Genomic DNA, 17049 nt, shown 5'->3' on the forward strand with positions numbered 1-17049 from the left:
CCCATGACCAAGTCCGAGCTTGTCGAAAAACTGGCTGCCCGGTTCCCGCAGCTGTTGCTGCGGGATGCGGACATCTCGGTGAAGACGATCCTCGACGCAATGTCCGAAGCGCTGGCTGATGGCCACCGCATCGAGATTCGCGGATTCGGCAGTTTTGGTCTGAACCGGCGTCCGCCGCGCGTGGGACGCAACCCCAAGTCCGGCGAACGTGTGCTGGTGCCCGAGAAACGGGTGCCGCACTTCAAGGCGGGCAAGGAGTTGCGTGAACGAGTCGATCGCAGCCCGGCGCTGCCGCAGGCAGGAAGCGGCGGCACTGGCGCCAATGCCAACGGAAGTCACGTTGGCAACGGCAATGCGAATGGCAGCACCCATGGTGGCAGTAATGGCCATGGCGCTGCCGCTGGTGCGGGTCATGTGACCGCGCCTGGCCAGGCGAAGCCGGCAGCCGCTGCCGGCAACGCCTTGCATGATGATGGCGGGCTGAAGCTGGCCCAGTCCTGAATCCGCTGCGTCTGGCTCGTGATGTGCCTGGATAGTCAAAAAAGCGCCCCTTATCGGGGCGCTTTTTCATTGTGCGAGCATACAAGACGTTACCGTTGGCGCGAGGCGATTCCGCTACAATGCCGGGAATCCACCGAGGGGGCGCCGCCCGCCGGCGTCCGCATCACCGGAGTCCGATTCATCCCATCTGCCGCATGAAGCCCGCATGAAACTTGTCGCCTGGATCATACGCATCGTCCTGTTCGCGCTGCTGTTCGTGCTGGCGCTGCGCAATACCGCCGACGTCTCGCTGCAGCTCTTTTTTGATGCCGTATGGCGCGCGCCGCTGATCCTGATCTTGCTGGCCGCGTTCGGGCTGGGCATCCTCGCCGCGCTCGCCGCGCTGGCGCCTGTGCTGATGCGACAGCGCATGGAGGCGGGCCGGCTGCGGCGTGCGCTGGGCGAGGCGCGCAGCCAGTCGGCGGAAAGTGCGCGCGACCCACAGGCCGCGGCAGGTTCCGGCATTCCTTACAACGTAGTTGGCCCGAAAGTCTGACCCATGATTTTTGAAACCTGGTGGCTGCTGGCGCTGCCGCTCATCTTCGGCCTCGGCTGGATGGCTGCCCGCTTCGATGCGCGCCAGCTGATGAGCGAGCAGGGCGCGCTGCCGCGCTCCTATTTCAAGGGGCTGAATTTCCTGCTCAACGAGCAGCCCGACCAAGCCATCGACGCGTTTATCGAGGTGGTGCGCCTGGACCCCGAGACCACAGAGCTGCACTTTGCACTCGGCGCTTTGTTCCGCCGGCGTGGTGAAACCGAACGCGCCATCCGCGTGCACCAGAACCTGGCTAGCCGCCAGGATCTTCCCGATGCCGAGCGCGAGCACGCGCTTTATGAACTGGGCCAGGATTTCCTGCGCGCCGGCCTGCTTGACCGCGCGGAGGAATCGCTGCGCCGGCTGATGTCAGGGCCGTATGCGGCCCCGGCCAAGCATGTGCTTCTGGAGCTCTACGAAGTCGAGAAAGAGTGGAAGAAAGCCATCGACGCGGCACGCGAGCTGCAGCCGCTGGAGCAGAAGGACTACAGTGTGCAGATCGCGCAGTTCTGCTGCGAACTGGCGCAGGACGCGCTGCAGCGCAAGCAGCCCGATGACGCCATCGGCTGGCTGCAGCAGGCCGCCAAGGAAAACCCCGCCAATGTGCGTGCGCCGATGCTGCTGGGCGATGTGGCCATGGCCGCGGGCGACGCGCAAGGCGCGCTTGGCCACTGGCTGGGCATCGAGAAGCAGGATGCGTCTTACCTGCCGCTGGTGGCGGATCGCGTGGTCAAGGCGTACCGCCAGCTCGGCGACAATGGCCGGGCGCTGGAGTGGCTGCGCGGCCTGCTGAAGACGAACCTGGCTGCCGAGTTGCTCGATAGTGCCTATCGCGCCGAGCTGGAACAGCATGGCGCGCATGCCGCGGCCGTGCTGATGCGCGAGCAATTGCGCCGGCAGCCGTCGTTGCAGGCCTTGACCAAGTATTTTGAGGCGCAGGCCGCCGAGGTTGCGCAAGCCAGCGTGGCTGTCACGGCCGATGCGGCCGATGTGGCTGACGCGGCTGATGGCGATCCGGCGGGCTCCGCCCAAGATATCGAACATGAGCAGGAGGTGTCGGCGATTCGCGACCTGCTGCAGCACCGCACACGTAACCTGGCGCGCTATACCTGCCGCGAGTGCGGTTTCCGCGCCCGGTTGTTCTATTGGCAGTGCCCTGGCTGCAACCGCTGGGAAACCTACGCACCGCGCCGTTCCGAGGCGCTCGGCTGATGCTGGCGCCGATGTCGATGTTGTTGCTTTAGCGTCGCACGCCAATCCCTATCTGGAGTACAAGTTATGAAAGTCACCATTATCGGCAGCGGCTACGTCGGTCTAGTGACCGGGGCCTGCCTGGCCGAACTGGGCAACGATGTGTTCTGCCTGGACGTCGACGAACGCAAGATCGCGATGCTCAATGCCGGCGGCGTGCCAATCTATGAACCGGGCTTGAAAGAGCTGATCCAGCGTAATCGCGAGGCTGGCCGGCTGACGTTTTCCACCGATGTGGCGGCCAGCGTGGAGCATGCCGATGTGCAGTTCATCGCCGTCGGCACGCCGCCCGACGAGGATGGCTCTGCCGACCTGCAATATGTACTGGCGGCTGCCCGCAATATCGGCAAGTACATGACCGGCTTCAAGGTGGTGGTGGACAAGTCCACCGTGCCGGTCGGCACCGGCGATCGTGTCGCCGAAGCCATTCGTGAAGAGCTGGCCGCGCGCGGCCTCGAGGACCTGCAGTTCTCGGTGGTCTCTAATCCGGAATTCCTGAAGGAAGGCGCCGCGGTGGAGGACTTCATGCGTCCCGACCGTATCGTGCTGGGCTGCAACGCCGACGTGGCAGGCCGGCATGCCAAGGCGATCATGCGCCAGCTCTACGCGCCCTTCAACCGCAATCACGAGCGTACGTTCTATATGGACGTGCGCTCGGCCGAGTTCACCAAATACGCGGCCAACTCGATGTTGGCCACGCGCATCTCGTTCATGAACGAGCTGGCGAACCTGGCCGATGAAGTCGGTGCCGATATCGAGCTGGTCCGCATGGGCATCGGTTCCGATCCGCGCATCGGCTATAGTTTCCTGTACGCCGGTGCTGGCTACGGCGGCTCGTGTTTCCCCAAGGATGTGCAGGCGCTGATGCGCACCGCCAGCGCGCATGGCAAGCCCATGCGCGTGCTGGAAGCGGTGGAAGCGGTCAACGACGCGCAAAAGCAGGTGCTGGCCGACAAGGTCGTGCGCCGCTTCGGCGAGGATCTCACCGGGCGCACCTTTGCGATCTGGGGCTTGGCATTCAAGCCCAATACCGACGACATGCGCGAAGCGCCGTCGCGGGTGCTGGCGCAAGCGCTGGTGTCGCGCGGCGCCTCGCTGCACGTGCATGATCCGATCTCGATGGCCGAGGCCAAGCATGCGCTGGCCCTCGATCTCGCACACATCGACGGTGGTTTTGCACGCGTGCATTTCAGCGACGCGCAGATGGACACGCTCGACGGTGCCGATGCCCTGGTCATCGTCACAGAATGGAAGGTGTTCCGCAGCCCGGATTTCAACCAGATCAAGCGCCGCCTGAAGGCTCCCGTCATCTTCGACGGACGCAATCTGTACGAGCCCGAAGCCATGCAGGAAGCGGGCATCGAATATCATGCGATCGGGCGGCCGACCACGACGCGCTGAAACGCAACCCAACGGGAACGAAAAGCCAACGCCCCGGCTGACGGACCGGGCTGTGTTGCCAAGGATGTCCATGAGCAAGAACCATATTCCGCAGCAACAGATCAATCAATCGCGCATCCTGGTGGCGGGCGACATGATGCTCGACCGCTATTGGTTCGGCGATGTCGAGCGCATCTCCCCGGAAGCCCCGGTGCCGGTGGTGCAGATCAAGCGCAGCGACGAACGCCTTGGCGGCGCTGCCAACGTGGCTCGCAATGCCGCCGCGCTGGGCGCCCAGGTGGGCATGCTGGGCGTGGTCGGCGATGACGAGCCCGGCCGCACGCTGGAGGCGCTGCTCAGCGCCAGCCACGTGCAGCCCTACCTGCATCGCGACCCCAGCGTCAACACCACCATCAAGCTGCGCGTGGTGGCGCACCAGCAGCAGTTGCTGCGCGTGGACTTCGAGAACGCACCGGGACATGAAGTGCTGGCTGCGGTGCAGGATCGATTCCTGGCCTTGGTCAAGGAGTACAAGGTCCTGGTGCTCTCCGACTACGGCAAGGGCGGCCTCGCCCACGTGGGCCGCATGGTCGAGGCGGGCCGCGCCGCGGGCTGCCTGGTGCTAGTCGACCCTAAGGGCGACGATTACTCACGCTATAGCGGCGCCACGCTGATCACCCCCAACCGTGCCGAAATGCGGCACGTGGTGGGCGCCTGGAAGACCGAGTCCGATCTCACCATCCGGGCCCAGAACCTGCGGCGCGAGCTGCATCTCGAAGCGCTGCTGCTGACGCGCTCGGAAGAGGGCATGACGCTCTACACCGAAGCCGAGGTGCTGCACGTGTCGGCGCAGGCGCGCGAAGTCTATGACGTGTCCGGCGCCGGCGACACGGTGATCGCCACGCTGGCGACCATGCTGGGCGCGGGCGTGCCGCTCAAGGAGGCCGTGCAGCACGCCAATCGCGCTGGCAGCATCGTGGTGGGCAAGCTGGGCACCGCGGTTGTCACCTATCCTGAATTGTTCGGCGCGCCGGCGTAATGGCCGCGCTGCCTCCTGGCTCGTTTGAGCCCACACGACCATGACCATCATCGTAACCGGCGCTGCCGGCTTTATCGGCAGCAACCTCGTCAAGGGCCTGAACGAGCGTGGCGACGACAATGTCGTCGCCGTCGACAACCTGACGCGCGCCGACAAGTTCCACAACCTCGTCGACTGCGAGATCCGCGACTACCTCGACAAGAGCGAGTTTCTCGAGCGCTTCAAGCGTGGGGAGTTCGGCAAGGTACGTGCGGTGTTCCATGAGGGAGCCTGCTCCGACACCATGGAGACCGACGGCCGCTACATGATGGAGAACAATTTCCGCTACACGCAGGCGCTGATGGATGCCTGCCTGGAGCAGGGCACGCAGTTCCTCTACGCCTCGTCGGCGGCCACCTATGGCGCCTCGCAGGTGTTCAAGGAAGAGCGCCAATACGAGAAGCCGCTGAACGTCTACGGCTACTCGAAGTTCCTGTTCGACCAGGTGGTGCGGCGCAAGCTGCCGTCCGCGTTGTCGCAGATCGTGGGCTTTCGCTACTTCAACGTGTACGGCCCGCGCGAAGCGCACAAGGGCCGCATGGCCTCGGTGGCGTTCCACAATTTCAACCAGTTCCGCGCCGATGGCACGGTGAAGCTGTTTGGCGAGTATGGCGGCTATGTGCCGGGTGGCCACACCCGCGACTTCATCTCGGTGGAAGACGTGGTGAAGGTCAACCTGTTCTTCCTGGAGCATCCGGACAAGTCGGGCATTTTCAACCTCGGCACCGGCCGCGCGCAACCGTTCAACGACATCGCCGCGACCGTCGTCAACACGCTGCGCGAGGCCGATGGCCGGCCCCCTCTGACGCTCGACGAGATGGTGCAGGAGGGGCTGGTCGAATACATCAAGTTCCCCGACGCGCTGCGCGGCAAGTACCAGTGCTACACCCAGTCCGATGTCTCGCGCCTGCGTGGCGCCGGGTACAAGGATGCGTTCTACACCGTGGAAGAAGGCGTGTCGCGCTACTGCCGCTGGCTGCTGCAGAACAAGGGCTGAGGTCGCAAAAACACGCGCGTCAAGGCGCCTTTTGTACGCCTTTCGCGCGTTGTGGAGACACCTCGGTAGCGTTGAGGTGAACTTTTGTTGCAGGGTGCGCCAAGCCGGCCGCGCGCTCCTATCCTGCGTGTTGCTTCGTCCAGCCAGGGCGAAGCGACCTTCATCAACGGATAGGAGAAACTCCCATGTTCAAGCCAACTTTGACGCGCGCGTCCAGGCAGGTCCTGCTGGCCGCCGCCGTCTGGTTCTCGCTCTCGGGCGCCGCGTTTGCGGCGGTCGATGTGAATACCGCCGATGAGGCCGCGCTGGTGTCGCTCAAGGGCATCGGACCGGCCACGGCCAGCACCATTGTCAGCGAACGCAGCCGGGGTGGTCCCTTCAAGGATGCCGCGGATCTCGCCGATCGGGTCAAGGGCCTGGGGCAGAAATCCGTCGTGCGCTTGCAGGAGGCCGGCATGACCATCGGCGCCGGCGGCGCCGCGGCGCCGAAGGCCACGGTGGCTGCGGCGGCCCCGGCCAAGAAGGACGCCAAGACGGAGAAGCCGCCGGCCAAGGCCGTTCGCTAAGGCTGCCGCGGGCGTGCTGCGCGGCGCTCGCATCCAGGCTATCCGATCGTCGAAGCCCCGGCCGAGCCCGGGGCTTTTTGCCGCTCGTGCACCAGCACGAGGCTTCGGCGCTGGTATGGCTCGTGCTAATGCCGTGTGGCTTATCACGAATGCGGCCGCGCGGTATCATGCGGACGCTGTTGCGGCCCGAGCCGGCCGCGTGGCCAACAAAATCCAAGATCGCGCCGGACCTGCCCGCATACGGGACGGCCAGGCCAATAAAAAGGGAGCTGGACAATGGGAAATAACGAGGGCGCGGGATTCCTGCCCAAGTGGCGGCTAAAGACCCACGGCGTGATTGCGCCCGATGAGCGCCTGCCCGCCGGCCAGACCCTGCTGGCAGGTATCCAGCACGTGGTGGCGATGTTCGGCTCGACCGCGATCGCACCGATCCTGATGGGCTTCAATCCCAATATCGCCATCCTGTTTTCCGGCATCGGCACGCTGATCTTCTTCCTGTGCGTGCGCGGCAGGGTGCCCAGCTACCTGGGCTCCAGCTTTGCCTTCATCGCGGTGGTGATCGCGGCGACCGGCTACGCCGGCAGCGGCCCCAACCCGAATATCCCGGTGGCGCTCGGCGGCATCATCGCCGCGGGCGTGTTGTACCTGCTGATCGGGCTGGTGGTGCAGGCGGTGGGGTATCGCTGGGTGGAGCGGCTGATGCCGCCGGTGGTGACGGGTGCCATCGTCGCGGCCATCGGCCTGAACCTCGCGCCGGTGGCGGTCAAGGCCGTGAGCGGTGCGGCCTTGGATACCTGGGTTGGCCTGGCGACCGTGCTGGCCGTGGGCGTGGTGGCGGTGCATGCGCCGGGCATGCTGCGTCGGCTGCCGGTACTGGTGGGCGGGCTGTTCGGCTACGTGCTGTACTACGTTTGCACCAACGGGCTGGGCATGGGCAAAGGTATCGACTTCTCCGGCGTGGCCGCCGCGGCCTGGTTCGGGCTGCCGGTCTTCTCCACGCCGGTGTTCCAGRCCAGCGCCATGCTGCTGATCGCGCCGGTGGCCATCGTGCTGGTGGCGGAGAACCTCGGGCACATCAAGGCCATCAGCGTGATGACCGGCCGCAATCTCGATCCCTATATCGGCCGCGCCTTCATCGGCGACGGCATTGCCACCATCATTTCCGCCGGCGGCGGCGGCACGGGCGTGACCACTTATGCCGAGAACATGGGCGTGATGGCGGTGACCAAGATCTACTCCACGCTGATCTTCGTGGTGGCGGCGGCGGTGGCGCTGGTGCTGGGCTTCTCACCCAAGTTCGGTGCGTTGATCCTGACCATCCCGGGCCCGGTGATCGGTGGCCTGACCATTGTGGTGTTCGGCCTGATCGCCGCCACTGCCGGGCGTATCTGGGTGCAGAACAAGGTCGACTTCTCCAGTTCGCGCAACCTGATCACGGTCGGAGCCACGCTGACCGTGGCGGCTGGCGACCTGACGCTGAAGCTGGGCGGCATGACGCTGGGCGGCATTGGTACCGCTACGTTTGGCGCGATTCTGCTGTACCACGTGCTGGGCAGCGGCAAGGCCGAAGCCGAAGCCGAAGCCGAAGCCGAGGCCTGACACGCCGCGTCGGCAACGCGGGATTTGCGACTGGATTACAATGTCCGCCGACATTGGAATCCCGCTCACCATGGCCTACAAGACGATYGAAGACACCATCGGCAATACGCCGCTGGTSMRACTSCAGCGCATCCCCGGCGCCGCCRKCGMSSCGCGCGGMAAYGTRATYCTCGGCAAGCTCGARGGCAAYAACCCGGCSGGCTCGGTCAAGGACCGGCCGGCGGTCTCGATGATTGCCCGGGCCGAATCGCGCGGGCGCATCAAGCCGGGCGATACGCTGATCGAGGCTACCTCGGGCAATACCGGCATCGCGCTGGCCATGGCAGCCGCCATCCGCGGCTACAAGATGGTGCTGATCATGCCGGAAGACCTGAGCATGGAGCGCCGCCAGAGCATGGCTGCCTACGGCGCGGAGATCATCCTGACACCGGTCAAGGGCGGCATGGAATACGCGCGTGACCTCGCGGACTCCATGGAGCGCGACGGCCGCGGCGTGATCCTGGATCAGTTCGCCAACCCGGACAATCCGCTGGCGCATTACGAGACCACCGGCCCGGAAATCTGGCGCGACACCGAAGGGCGCATTACTCACTTCGTCTCTGCCATGGGCACCACGGGCACCATCACCGGTGTCTCGCGCTACCTGAAGGAACAGAACGCAGGGATCCAGATCGTGGGTGCGCAGCCGGCCGAAGGCTCGCGTATTCCCGGCATCCGCAAGTGGCCCGAGGCGTACATGCCGAAGATCTACAATCCGAAATTCATTGACCGTACCGAGCCTGTCAGCCAGGGCGATGCCGAGCACATGGCACGTCGCATGGCGCGCGAGGAAGGGATCTTCTGCGGCATCTCGGCTGCCGGCGCGCTGTGCGTCGCGCTGCGTATCGCCGAGGAAGTGGAGAATGCCACCCTCGTGTTCGTGGTGTGCGATCGCGGTGATCGTTACCTTTCGACCGGAGTGTTCCCGGCCTGATGCTGCCTTGCCCACGCGCATTGAAAAAGCCCCCGCGAGCTCAGTCTTGCGGGGGCTTTTTGCTTATCGCGCTGCGGATACCGGCTCAGCCCATCGCTGCCTTGACCGCCTCGCCCAACTGGTACACAGCCAGCGCGTAGAAGAAGCTGCGGTTGTAGCGCGTCAGTACATAGAAGTTGCGCAGGCCGAGCATGTAGTCGGTGGTTTCGCCGGGCGTGGGCAGGTCCACCACCAGCACGCCGGTTTCGCCTTCGCGTGCCGGGTCGATCGGCTCGTCCACGCGCAGGCCGGCCTTGAGCAACTGGTTGAGCGTGCGGGTAGGCCATGGCTCGCCATCCGCTGCTGCGGCGGCGATGCCTCGGCTGCCCTCATCGGCGGCGATGCGCCAGACCACCGGGCGGCCCGGTTCCCAGCCGTGCAGCTGCAGGAAACGCGCCACGCTGCCGATCGCGTCGGTGGCGCTGCCGCGCAGGTCGATGCGGCCGTCGCCGTCGTAGTCGATGGCGTATTCGCGCAGGCTTGTGGGCATGAACTGCGGAATGCCCACGGCGCCCGCGAAGGAGCCCAGCACCGAGAACACATCGGTGTTGGTGTCGCGGCACCACAGCAGGTAGTCGGCCAGCTGGTTGCGGAACAGCGTGGTGCGCGCTTCGCGGTTGGGCACGTCGGGATAATCGAAGGCCAGCGTGGAGAGCGAGTCGATGACGCGGAAGGTACCCATGTCGCGGCCATAGATGGTCTCGACACCGATGATGCCGACAATCACCGAGGCCGGCACGCCGAACTCGGCTTCCGCACGGCGCAGTGTTTCGCGATTTTGCTGCCAGAAGCGCACGCCCGCGTTGATGCGGATCGGCTCGATGAAGCGCGAGCGGTAGGTGCGCCAGCTTTTGCGTCCCGGCGTGGCGGGCGGCATGATCAGGCGCACCACCGTGGATGAATACACGGCCTGGCCGAACCAGCTCTCCAGCGTCTGGCGGGCAAAGCCGTGGCGTGCCACCATCTCGTCGATGAAGGCGCGGCTCTTGGGATTGTCACGGTAGCGGCCCGGCTCGATTTCTTCTTCGCGCATGCTCACGCGGCGCTTGCCGGCGGCAAGCAGGGCGGGGGAGATGCCGCACAAGCTCAATGCGGCAGCGGAAAGCGCGGCGCCCAGAAGCGGGCGACGCAGGGAGCGCTGGGAGTCGGTCATGGTGTCCTTTGCAAGTCGCTGCGAGTATAGCGGATGGTGCCCGCGCGGCAGCTCGCTGGGTGGCTGGCGCGGCATGTGCTAACGTAACGAATGGAGACCACGATTAAAGCAATAAGACATGCCCACAGGCTATTACACGCATCCCGAGTTCCTGCTGCATGAGATGGGGCCTTTCCATCCGGAGTGCCCTGAGCGCCTGCAGGCCATTGAGGATCACCTGATCTCGCACGGCATGGATGGCCTGCTTGACCGGCGCGAGGCGAGCGCCGCCACCGCCGAGCAGATCGGGCGCGTGCATCTTCCGCAGTACACCGCCTCGCTGGCCGCGGCCAGCCCAGCCAGCGGCTACCACCCGATCGATCCCGATACCCTGATGAACCCGCACACGCTCGCCGCCGCCGCCCATGCGGCAGGCGCCGCGGTGGCTGCCACCGATGCGGTGATGGCGGGCGAGATCGAGAATGCGTTCTGCTGCGTGCGCCCGCCGGGCCACCATGCCGAGCCGGACCGGGCCATGGGTTTCTGCTTCTACAACAACGTGGCGATCGCCGCGCGTCATGCGCTCGCCGCGCACGGGCTGGAGCGCGTGGCCATCGTCGATTTCGACGTGCACCACGGCAATGGCACCGAAGCCGCTTTCCGTGGCGACGCCCAGGTGCTGATGTGCAGCTTCTTTCAGCATCCGTTTTATCCCTACAGCGGCACCGAGCACATTGCCACCAATATGTCGAACATCCCGCTGCCGGCCTATACCAACGGCCTGGCGGTGCGCGAAGTGGTGGAGACGATCTGGCTGCCGCGCCTGAACGAGTTCAAGCCGCAGATGCTGTTTATCTCGGCCGGCTTCGACGCCCATCGCGAGGATGATCTCGGGCAGATGGGGCTGGTCGAGCAGGACTATGCCTGGATCACCGCCCAACTGGTCGACGTCGCGCGCGCCCATGCAAAGGGACGCATCGTCAGTTGCCTGGAAGGCGGCTATAACCTGAGCGCGCTGAGCCGTAGCGTGTATGCGCACCTCAAGGTGCTGCTAGAACGATAGGAGGCCCTGGCATGGCTGAAACCGATAACCGCCCCATGACCTCGCTGGTGAGCGAAAGCCTCGACGCCCCGGGCGTGCTGCGCCTGACGATGAACCGCCCGGAAGCGTTCAACGCGCTGTCAGAGGACCTGCTGGATGCGCTGTCCGCGGCGTTTGCCCGCGCCGGCGCCGATGCCTCGGTCCGCGTGGTGGTGCTGGCCGCCGCCGGCCGCGCGTTCTGCGCGGGACATGATCTGCGCGAGATGCGCGCCAGCCCGTCGCACGACTACTATCGCCGCCTGTTCGACCGCTGCACCCGCATGATGATGGCGATGCAGAAGATGCCGCAGCCGGTGATTGCGCGCGTGCAGGGCATTGCCACGGCGGCCGGCTGCCAGCTGGTGGCGATGTGCGACCTGGCGGTGGCCGCCGATGTGGCTCGCTTTGCGGTATCGGGCGTCAACCTTGGCCTGTTCTGCGCCACTCCGGGCGTGGCGCTGTCGCGCAACCTGTCGCGCAAGCATGCCATGGAGATGCTGCTGACCGGCGACATGATCGACGCGTTGCAAGCCCGCGAGCGCGGGCTGGTCAACCGCGTGGTGCCCGCCGATGCCCTTGATGCCGAGGTTGCACGCCTGGCGGCCAGCATCTGCGCCAAGCCGGCTGCCGCCGTGGCCGCCGGCAAGGGCCTGTTCTACCGCCAGCTGGAGATGGGCATCGAAGCAGCCTACCAGCTCGCCGGGCAGACCATGGCTTGCAACATGATGGATCCGACGGCGCTGGAAGGCGTCCAGGCCTTCCTCGACAAGCGTTCGCCCTCGTGGAGTGATGCATAAATCGCTTTTTGGTGGTTTTTGTTGGGCTATATGCCCTTGGCGTATAAAGACATCGGCAAAAAGTCGTTTCTGGTATGAAGCGGATCGCTTAAAATGCGCGCTTCGCCCAAAAAAATAAAATGCGGCAACAGTGCTAGAGACAAACTCGCCTGTTGCCGTTTTCTTTTCACATGATCGAACTGCAAGGTCTTTCGCAGCGCTTCCCCGGCGGGTCGGGTGAGGTGCATGCGCTGCGGGACGTCAACCTGTCGATTGCGGCAGGTGAGGTCTTCGGCATCATCGGCCGCAGCGGCGCTGGCAAGAGCACGCTGGTGCGCGCTATCAACCTGCTTAACCGCCCCAGCGCCGGCCGCGTCTTCGTTGCCGGCCAGGAGCTGACCGCGCTCGACAGCGGCGCGTTGCGCCGGGCACGCCGCGACATCGGCATGATCTTCCAGCATTTCAACCTGTTGTCGTCGCGTACCGTTTTTGACAACGTGGCGCTGCCGCTGGAGCTGGCCGGAAAATCCCGTAGCGAGATCTCCGACACGGTGCTGCCGCTGCTGGAACTGGTCGGCCTGACGGCGCTCAAGGATCGCTATCCCGCCCAGATCAGCGGCGGGCAGAAGCAGCGCGTGGGGATTGCACGTGCATTGGCCAGCAAGCCCAAGGTGCTGCTGTCGGACGAGGCCACTTCCGCCCTCGATCCGGAGACCACTCGCTCCATCCTGGAATTGCTCAAGCAGATCAATCGCGAGTTGGGTCTGACCATTGTCATGATCACGCACCAGATGGAAGTGATCAAACAGGTTTGCGACCGCGTGGCCGTGCTCGAAGCTGGCCAGGTGGTGGAAACCGGCCGGGTGATCGACGTCTTCCTGCGTCCGCAGCATGCGGTCACGCGCGCCATGATCGGCGACGTGATCGCGCAGGAGCTGCCGCAAAGCGTGCTCAAGCGCGTGGAGAGCCGCCTCGGCAATGGGCGCGACCACGTCTATCGCCTGGCCTTCACCGGCGCGGGCGTGGACCAGCCGGTGCTGGCCCAGGCGATTCGCCGCTACGGGCTGGACTTCAACATCCTGCACGGGCATATCGACGAAATCCAGGGCCAGGCCTTCGGCTCGCTGGCCATCATGGCCACCGGCGACCTGGCCGACGTGAAGGCGGCAATGGAGTATCTGCAACAAGAAGGCGTGGTGGTGGAGGAGATCGAGCATGTGGTCTGAAATGTTTGACCTGTTCCTGACCTCGTTCAACGAGACGCTGCTGATGGTGAGCATCTCGGGCGTGGTCGGCGCGCTGTTTGGCGTGCCGCTGGGCGTGCTGCTGCACCTGACCAACCGCGGCGGCGTGCTGTCGCACCCGCTGTTCAACCGCACCATCGGCGTGGTGGTCAATGCCGTGCGCTCGATCCCCTTCATCATCCTGCTGGTGGTGGTGATTCCGTTCACGCGCTTTATCGTGGGCTCGTCGATCGGCACGACCGCAGCCGTGGTGCCGCTGACCATCGCCGCGATTCCGTTTATCGCGCGCCTGGTGGAAAGCGCGCTGCGCGAAGTCGACAAAGGCCTGGTCGAGGCCGCCCAGTCGATGGGTGCGAGCACCGGCCAGATCGTGATGAAGGTGCTGCTGCCCGAGGCCATGCCCGGCATCGTGGCCGGCCTGACCATCACCTTCGTCAGCCTGGTGGGCTATTCGGCCATGGCCGGCGCCATTGGCGGCGGCGGCCTGGGCGACCTCGGCATCCGCTACGGCTATCAGCGCTACATCACCGAGGTGATGGTGGCGGTGGTGCTGATCCTGATCGTCTTCGTACAAGCGGTGCAAAGCTTCGGAGACTGGCTGGTGCGGCGCATCAGCCATAAGTAACAAGTCAGCCCGGCGATCCGCCCGGCTATCTGCAAAGACATAGAGCCATCGAGAAAAAGGAAGTCAACATGCAACGTCGTAACTTGCTGCAATGGATTGTCGGCGCCGCCCTGGGTGCCACGCTGGCCACTGGCGCCGTCGCGCAGGAAAAGCCGATCAAGATCGGCGTCACCGGCGGCCCGCACGCCCAGATCATGGAGCAGGTGAAGAAGGTCGCGGCCAAGGACGGCCTGAATATCCAGCTGGTGGAGTTCAGTGACTACGTCCAGCCGAATGCCGCGCTGGCCGCTGGCGACCTGGACGCCAACAGCTACCAGCACCTGCCGTACCTGGAAGCGCAGATCAAGGACCGTGGCTACAAGTTCACCCACGTCGCCTTCACTGTGACATTCCCGATGGGTGTGTACTCCAAGAAGATCAAGTCGCTCGACCAGATCAAGGACGGCGCGCGCGTTGGCGTGCCGAATGACCCCACCAATGGCGGCCGTGGCCTGCTGTTGCTGCAAAGCAAGGGCTTGATCAAGCTGCGCCCGGATGCTGGCCTGAGGGCCACGCCGCTGGACATCGTCTCCAATCCGAAAAAGATCCGAATCGTCGAACTTGACGCCGCGCAACTCCCGCGTTCGCTGGATGACCTGGACGCCGCCGCCATCAATGGCAACTACGCTGAATCCGCCGGCCTGTCGCCCACCAAGGACGCGATTGCCATGGAAGGCCCGAAGGGGCCCTATGCCAACCTGATCGCCATCCGCGAAGCCGACAAGAACAAGCCCTGGGTAGCCAAGCTGGTCAAGGCATATCATTCGCCGGAGATCAAGCAGTACGTCCAGAGCACCTTCAAGGATTCGGTGATTACCGCCTGGTAAGTTTGAAAAAACCCTCAAAAACCGTGTGCCGCAGGGCATCCTGCGGCACAATACGGCGAGGTTTTCACATTGCCGGGCTATGCCCGGCAATTCTTTACCGATAAAATAGTACGACCGTTCGAAAAATAAGAGTGCCACCCACCCGGTGGTTATAATGACGGGCGAACCAAATTTCTGACTATCGACTATCAGTGGAGTGAGCGCATGAAAGTACTCGTCGCAGTCAAGCGCGTGGTGGATTACAACGTCAAGGTCCGGGTGAAGTCGGACGGCACGGGCGTGGATCTGGCTAACGTCAAGATGAGCATGAACCCGTTTGACGAAATCGCCGTGGAAGAAGCGGTGCGCCTGCGGGAAGCCGGGGTGGTCACCGAGGTGATCGCCGTGTCCTGCGGCGTGACCCAGTGCCAGGAAACCCTGCGTACGGCGATGGCCATCGGTGCCGACCGCGGCATCCTGGTGGAATCGAACGAAGACCTCCAGCCGCTGGCCGTGGCCAAGCTGCTCAAGGCCCTGGTCGACAAGGAACAGCCGCAACTGGTGATCCTGGGCAAGCAAGCCATCGACGACGACTCCAACCAGACCGGCCAGATGCTGGCTGCGCTGGCGGGCCTGCCGCAAGCTACCTTCGCCTCGAAGGTGGTGGTGGCCGATGGCCGCGCATCGGTGACGCGTGAAGTGGATGGCGGCCTGGAGACCCTGTCGCTCAAGCTGCCGGCGGTGGTGACCACCGACCTGCGCCTGAACGAGCCGCGTTATGTCACSYTGCCSAACATCATGAAGGCCAAGAAGAAGCCGCTCGACATCGTCAAGCCAGAAGATCTCGGCGTGGATGTGGCGCCGCGTCTGAAGACCGTCAAGGTCGTTGAGCCGCCCAAGCGTAGCGCGGGTGTGATGGTGCCGGACGTTGCGACGCTGGTGCAAAAGCTGAAGAACGAAGCCAAGGTCATCTGAGCGCGCCAGGAGATAAAACATGACTGCACTCGTCATTGCTGAACACGACAACCAATCCATCAAGGCCGCCACGCTGAATACCGTGACGGCAGCCGCCCAGTGCGGCGGCGATGTCCACGTGCTGGTGGCCGGCGCCAATGCCGCCGCTGCTGCCGCTGCGGCCGCGAAGATCGCCGGCGTGTCCAAGGTGCTGCTGGCCGACGCGCCGCAGTTCGCCGACGGCCTGGCTGAAAACGTGGCCGAGCAAGTGCTGGCCATCGCCAGCGACTACAGCCACATCCTGGCGCCCGCATCGGCCTACGGCAAGAACATCCTGCCGCGCGTCGCGGCCAAGCTGGACGTAGCCCAGCTGTCGGACATCACCAAGGTCGACAGCCCGGACACGTTCGAGCGCCCGATCTACGCCGGCAATGCGATCTCGATCGTTCAATCGTCGGACAAGGTCAAGGTCATCACCGTGCGCGGTACCGGCTTTGACGCTGCCGCAGCCGAAGGTGGTTCGGCCGCCGTGGAAAACCTGCCCGCCGTGGCCGACGCTGGCATCTCGCAATTCGTTTCGCGCGAAGTCACCAAGAGCGACCGCCCCGAGCTGACCGCCGCCAAGATCATCGTGTCCGGTGGCCGTGGCGTGGGTTCCGGCGAGAACTACACCAAGGTGCTGACGCCGCTGGCCGACAAGCTGAACGCCGCGATGGGCGCGTCCCGCGCTGCTGTCGACGCCGGCTTCGTGCCCAACGATTACCAGGTCGGCCAGACCGGCAAGATCGTTGCGCCGCAGCTGTACATCGCCGTTGGCATCTCCGGCGCGATCCAGCATCTGGCCGGTATGAAGGACTCCAAGGTGATCGTCGCGATCAACAAGGATGCCGAAGCCCCGATTTTCTCGGTGGCCGACTACGGCCTGGTTGGCGATCTGAACACCGTCGTGCCCGAACTGGTGGCGGCGCTGGGCTGATCCCCACTGCCCGGCACGGCGTTTGACGCGCCGGGCTCGATCAAGAAGTACTAGCCGTTCCGGGCCCGCCCGAGAACGGCTTTTTTATACATACCGGAGACATCGATGACCTACCGTGCCCCGCTCAAGGACATGCTGTTCGTGATGAACGAACTGGCTGATCTTGACGCAGTCAGCAAGCTGCCCGGCTTCGAGGACGCCACGCCGGAGACGGCGCAGGCGGTGCTCGACGAGGCAGCCAAATTCAACGAACAAGTGGTGGCGCCGCTCAACCGCATTGGCGACACCGATCCCAGCAGCTGGAAGGATGGCGTGGTTACCACCACGCCCGGTTTCAAGGACGCGTTCCGCCAGTTTGGCGAAGGTGGCTGGCAGGGCGTGCTGCATCCGCAGGAATTTGGCGGCCAGGGCTTGCCCAAGTTGATCGCCACCGCCTGCAACGAGATGCTGAACACGGC

The 17049-nt window shown here is 64.6% G+C and carries 18 protein-coding genes; 17 read left to right on the plus strand and 1 reads right to left on the minus strand.

Annotated features, from left to right (window positions below; translation table 11 throughout):
• Positions 1 to 3: 3 nt before the first annotated feature.
• The 9 genes from AB4061_RS35130 (at position 4) to cysM (ending at position 8919) form a co-directional block, all read left to right on the plus strand.
• On the plus strand, positions 4 to 501 hold the full coding sequence (locus AB4061_RS35130) for an integration host factor subunit beta (protein WP_441640759.1): 498 nt from the start codon (positions 4 to 6) through the stop codon (positions 499 to 501).
• Between the two features lie 205 nt (positions 502 to 706).
• Positions 707 to 1036 carry a lipopolysaccharide assembly protein LapA domain-containing protein gene (locus AB4061_RS35135; RefSeq protein WP_183032076.1) on the plus strand — a complete coding sequence of 110 codons (330 nt, stop codon included), beginning with the start codon at positions 707 to 709 and terminating at the stop codon, positions 1034 to 1036.
• Positions 1037 to 1039: 3 nt separating this feature from the next.
• Positions 1040 to 2287, plus strand: a complete 1248-nt coding sequence (lapB, locus tag AB4061_RS35140) for a lipopolysaccharide assembly protein LapB (RefSeq protein WP_441640760.1) — start codon at positions 1040 to 1042, stop codon at positions 2285 to 2287.
• A gap of 66 nt (positions 2288 to 2353) precedes the next feature.
• The gene (locus tag AB4061_RS35145; RefSeq protein ID WP_441640761.1) at positions 2354 to 3727 is read left to right on the plus strand and encodes a UDP-glucose dehydrogenase family protein; all 1374 of its coding nucleotides are present in this window, start codon (positions 2354 to 2356) and stop codon (positions 3725 to 3727) included.
• Positions 3728 to 3797: 70 nt separating this feature from the next.
• Positions 3798 to 4745, plus strand: a complete 948-nt coding sequence (rfaE1, locus tag AB4061_RS35150) for a D-glycero-beta-D-manno-heptose-7-phosphate kinase (RefSeq protein WP_441640762.1) — start codon at positions 3798 to 3800, stop codon at positions 4743 to 4745.
• Positions 4746 to 4785: 40 nt separating this feature from the next.
• Positions 4786 to 5781 (plus strand): ADP-glyceromanno-heptose 6-epimerase, encoded by a 996-nt coding sequence (gene rfaD, locus AB4061_RS35155; RefSeq protein ID WP_441640763.1) that lies wholly within the window; start codon positions 4786 to 4788, stop codon positions 5779 to 5781.
• A 185-nt stretch (positions 5782 to 5966) separates the two neighbouring features.
• The gene (locus tag AB4061_RS35160; protein WP_441640764.1) at positions 5967 to 6347 is read left to right on the plus strand and encodes a ComEA family DNA-binding protein; all 381 of its coding nucleotides are present in this window, start codon (positions 5967 to 5969) and stop codon (positions 6345 to 6347) included.
• A 276-nt stretch (positions 6348 to 6623) separates the two neighbouring features.
• Positions 6624 to 7946 carry a solute carrier family 23 protein gene (locus AB4061_RS35165; RefSeq protein WP_441640765.1) on the plus strand — a complete coding sequence of 441 codons (1323 nt, stop codon included), beginning with the start codon at positions 6624 to 6626 and terminating at the stop codon, positions 7944 to 7946.
• A 70-nt stretch (positions 7947 to 8016) separates the two neighbouring features.
• Complete coding sequence (gene cysM, locus AB4061_RS35170; protein ID WP_441640772.1) at positions 8017 to 8919, plus strand: cysteine synthase CysM; 903 nt, start codon at positions 8017 to 8019, stop codon at positions 8917 to 8919.
• Between the two features lie 85 nt (positions 8920 to 9004).
• Here the strand turns inward: cysM and mltB are convergent, their stop codons facing one another.
• Positions 9005 to 10111 (minus strand): lytic murein transglycosylase B, encoded by a 1107-nt coding sequence (gene mltB, locus AB4061_RS35175; RefSeq protein WP_441640766.1) that lies wholly within the window; start codon positions 10109 to 10111, stop codon positions 9005 to 9007.
• Positions 10112 to 10229: 118 nt separating this feature from the next.
• Between mltB and AB4061_RS35180 the strand changes: the two genes are divergently transcribed.
• The 8 genes from AB4061_RS35180 to AB4061_RS35215 all read left to right on the plus strand — a co-directional run.
• Positions 10230 to 11153 (plus strand): histone deacetylase family protein, encoded by a 924-nt coding sequence (locus AB4061_RS35180; protein ID WP_441640767.1) that lies wholly within the window; start codon positions 10230 to 10232, stop codon positions 11151 to 11153.
• Positions 11154 to 11164: 11 nt separating this feature from the next.
• Positions 11165 to 11968: an enoyl-CoA hydratase gene (locus tag AB4061_RS35185; RefSeq protein WP_441640768.1), complete on the plus strand. Its 804-nt coding sequence runs from the start codon at positions 11165 to 11167 to the stop codon at positions 11966 to 11968.
• A 170-nt stretch (positions 11969 to 12138) separates the two neighbouring features.
• The gene (locus AB4061_RS35190; RefSeq protein WP_441640769.1) at positions 12139 to 13173 is read left to right on the plus strand and encodes a methionine ABC transporter ATP-binding protein; all 1035 of its coding nucleotides are present in this window, start codon (positions 12139 to 12141) and stop codon (positions 13171 to 13173) included.
• Positions 13163 to 13816 carry a methionine ABC transporter permease gene (locus AB4061_RS35195; protein WP_043344505.1) on the plus strand — a complete coding sequence of 218 codons (654 nt, stop codon included), beginning with the start codon at positions 13163 to 13165 and terminating at the stop codon, positions 13814 to 13816. The genes AB4061_RS35190 and AB4061_RS35195 overlap by 11 nt, the downstream gene beginning before the upstream one ends.
• A 68-nt stretch (positions 13817 to 13884) precedes the next feature.
• Positions 13885 to 14682, plus strand: a complete 798-nt coding sequence (locus AB4061_RS35200; protein ID WP_441640770.1) for a MetQ/NlpA family ABC transporter substrate-binding protein — start codon at positions 13885 to 13887, stop codon at positions 14680 to 14682.
• A gap of 204 nt (positions 14683 to 14886) precedes the next feature.
• Positions 14887 to 15636 carry an electron transfer flavoprotein subunit beta/FixA family protein gene (locus AB4061_RS35205; protein ID WP_006158397.1) on the plus strand — a complete coding sequence of 250 codons (750 nt, stop codon included), beginning with the start codon at positions 14887 to 14889 and terminating at the stop codon, positions 15634 to 15636.
• Between the two features lie 19 nt (positions 15637 to 15655).
• The gene (locus AB4061_RS35210) at positions 15656 to 16591 is read left to right on the plus strand and encodes an electron transfer flavoprotein subunit alpha/FixB family protein (protein WP_174423155.1); all 936 of its coding nucleotides are present in this window, start codon (positions 15656 to 15658) and stop codon (positions 16589 to 16591) included.
• Between the two features lie 105 nt (positions 16592 to 16696).
• Positions 16697 to 17049, plus strand: a 353-nt coding sequence (locus AB4061_RS35215) for an acyl-CoA dehydrogenase family protein (protein WP_441637212.1), incomplete at its 3' end; no start/stop codon positions are given.

Source organism: Cupriavidus sp. YAF13 (assembly GCF_052113425.1).
Taxonomy (GTDB): Bacteria; Pseudomonadota; Gammaproteobacteria; order Burkholderiales; family Burkholderiaceae; genus Cupriavidus.

Excerpts from the sequence above, each read along its gene's own strand:
- AB4061_RS35185 (WP_441640768.1), top strand. The coding sequence starts at position 11,165 with ATGGCTGAAACCGATAACCGCCCCATGACCTCGCTGGTGAGCGAAAGC.
- rfaE1 (WP_441640762.1), top strand. The coding sequence starts at position 3,798 with ATGAGCAAGAACCATATTCCGCAGCAACAGATCAATCAATCGCGCATC.
- rfaD (WP_441640763.1), top strand. The coding sequence starts at position 4,786 with ATGACCATCATCGTAACCGGCGCTGCCGGCTTTATCGGCAGCAACCTC.
- AB4061_RS35210 (WP_174423155.1), top strand. The coding sequence starts at position 15,656 with ATGACTGCACTCGTCATTGCTGAACACGACAACCAATCCATCAAGGCC.
- AB4061_RS35145 (WP_441640761.1), top strand. The coding sequence starts at position 2,354 with ATGAAAGTCACCATTATCGGCAGCGGCTACGTCGGTCTAGTGACCGGG.
- AB4061_RS35180 (WP_441640767.1), top strand. The coding sequence starts at position 10,230 with ATGCCCACAGGCTATTACACGCATCCCGAGTTCCTGCTGCATGAGATG.
- AB4061_RS35200 (WP_441640770.1), top strand. The coding sequence starts at position 13,885 with ATGCAACGTCGTAACTTGCTGCAATGGATTGTCGGCGCCGCCCTGGGT.
- lapB (WP_441640760.1), top strand. The coding sequence starts at position 1,040 with ATGATTTTTGAAACCTGGTGGCTGCTGGCGCTGCCGCTCATCTTCGGC.
- AB4061_RS35195 (WP_043344505.1), top strand. The coding sequence starts at position 13,163 with ATGTGGTCTGAAATGTTTGACCTGTTCCTGACCTCGTTCAACGAGACG.
- AB4061_RS35190 (WP_441640769.1), top strand. The coding sequence starts at position 12,139 with ATGATCGAACTGCAAGGTCTTTCGCAGCGCTTCCCCGGCGGGTCGGGT.
- AB4061_RS35130 (WP_441640759.1), top strand. The coding sequence starts at position 4 with ATGACCAAGTCCGAGCTTGTCGAAAAACTGGCTGCCCGGTTCCCGCAG.
- AB4061_RS35160 (WP_441640764.1), top strand. The coding sequence starts at position 5,967 with ATGTTCAAGCCAACTTTGACGCGCGCGTCCAGGCAGGTCCTGCTGGCC.
- mltB (WP_441640766.1), bottom strand. The coding sequence starts at position 10,111 with ATGACCGACTCCCAGCGCTCCCTGCGTCGCCCGCTTCTGGGCGCCGCG.
- AB4061_RS35135 (WP_183032076.1), top strand. The coding sequence starts at position 707 with ATGAAACTTGTCGCCTGGATCATACGCATCGTCCTGTTCGCGCTGCTG.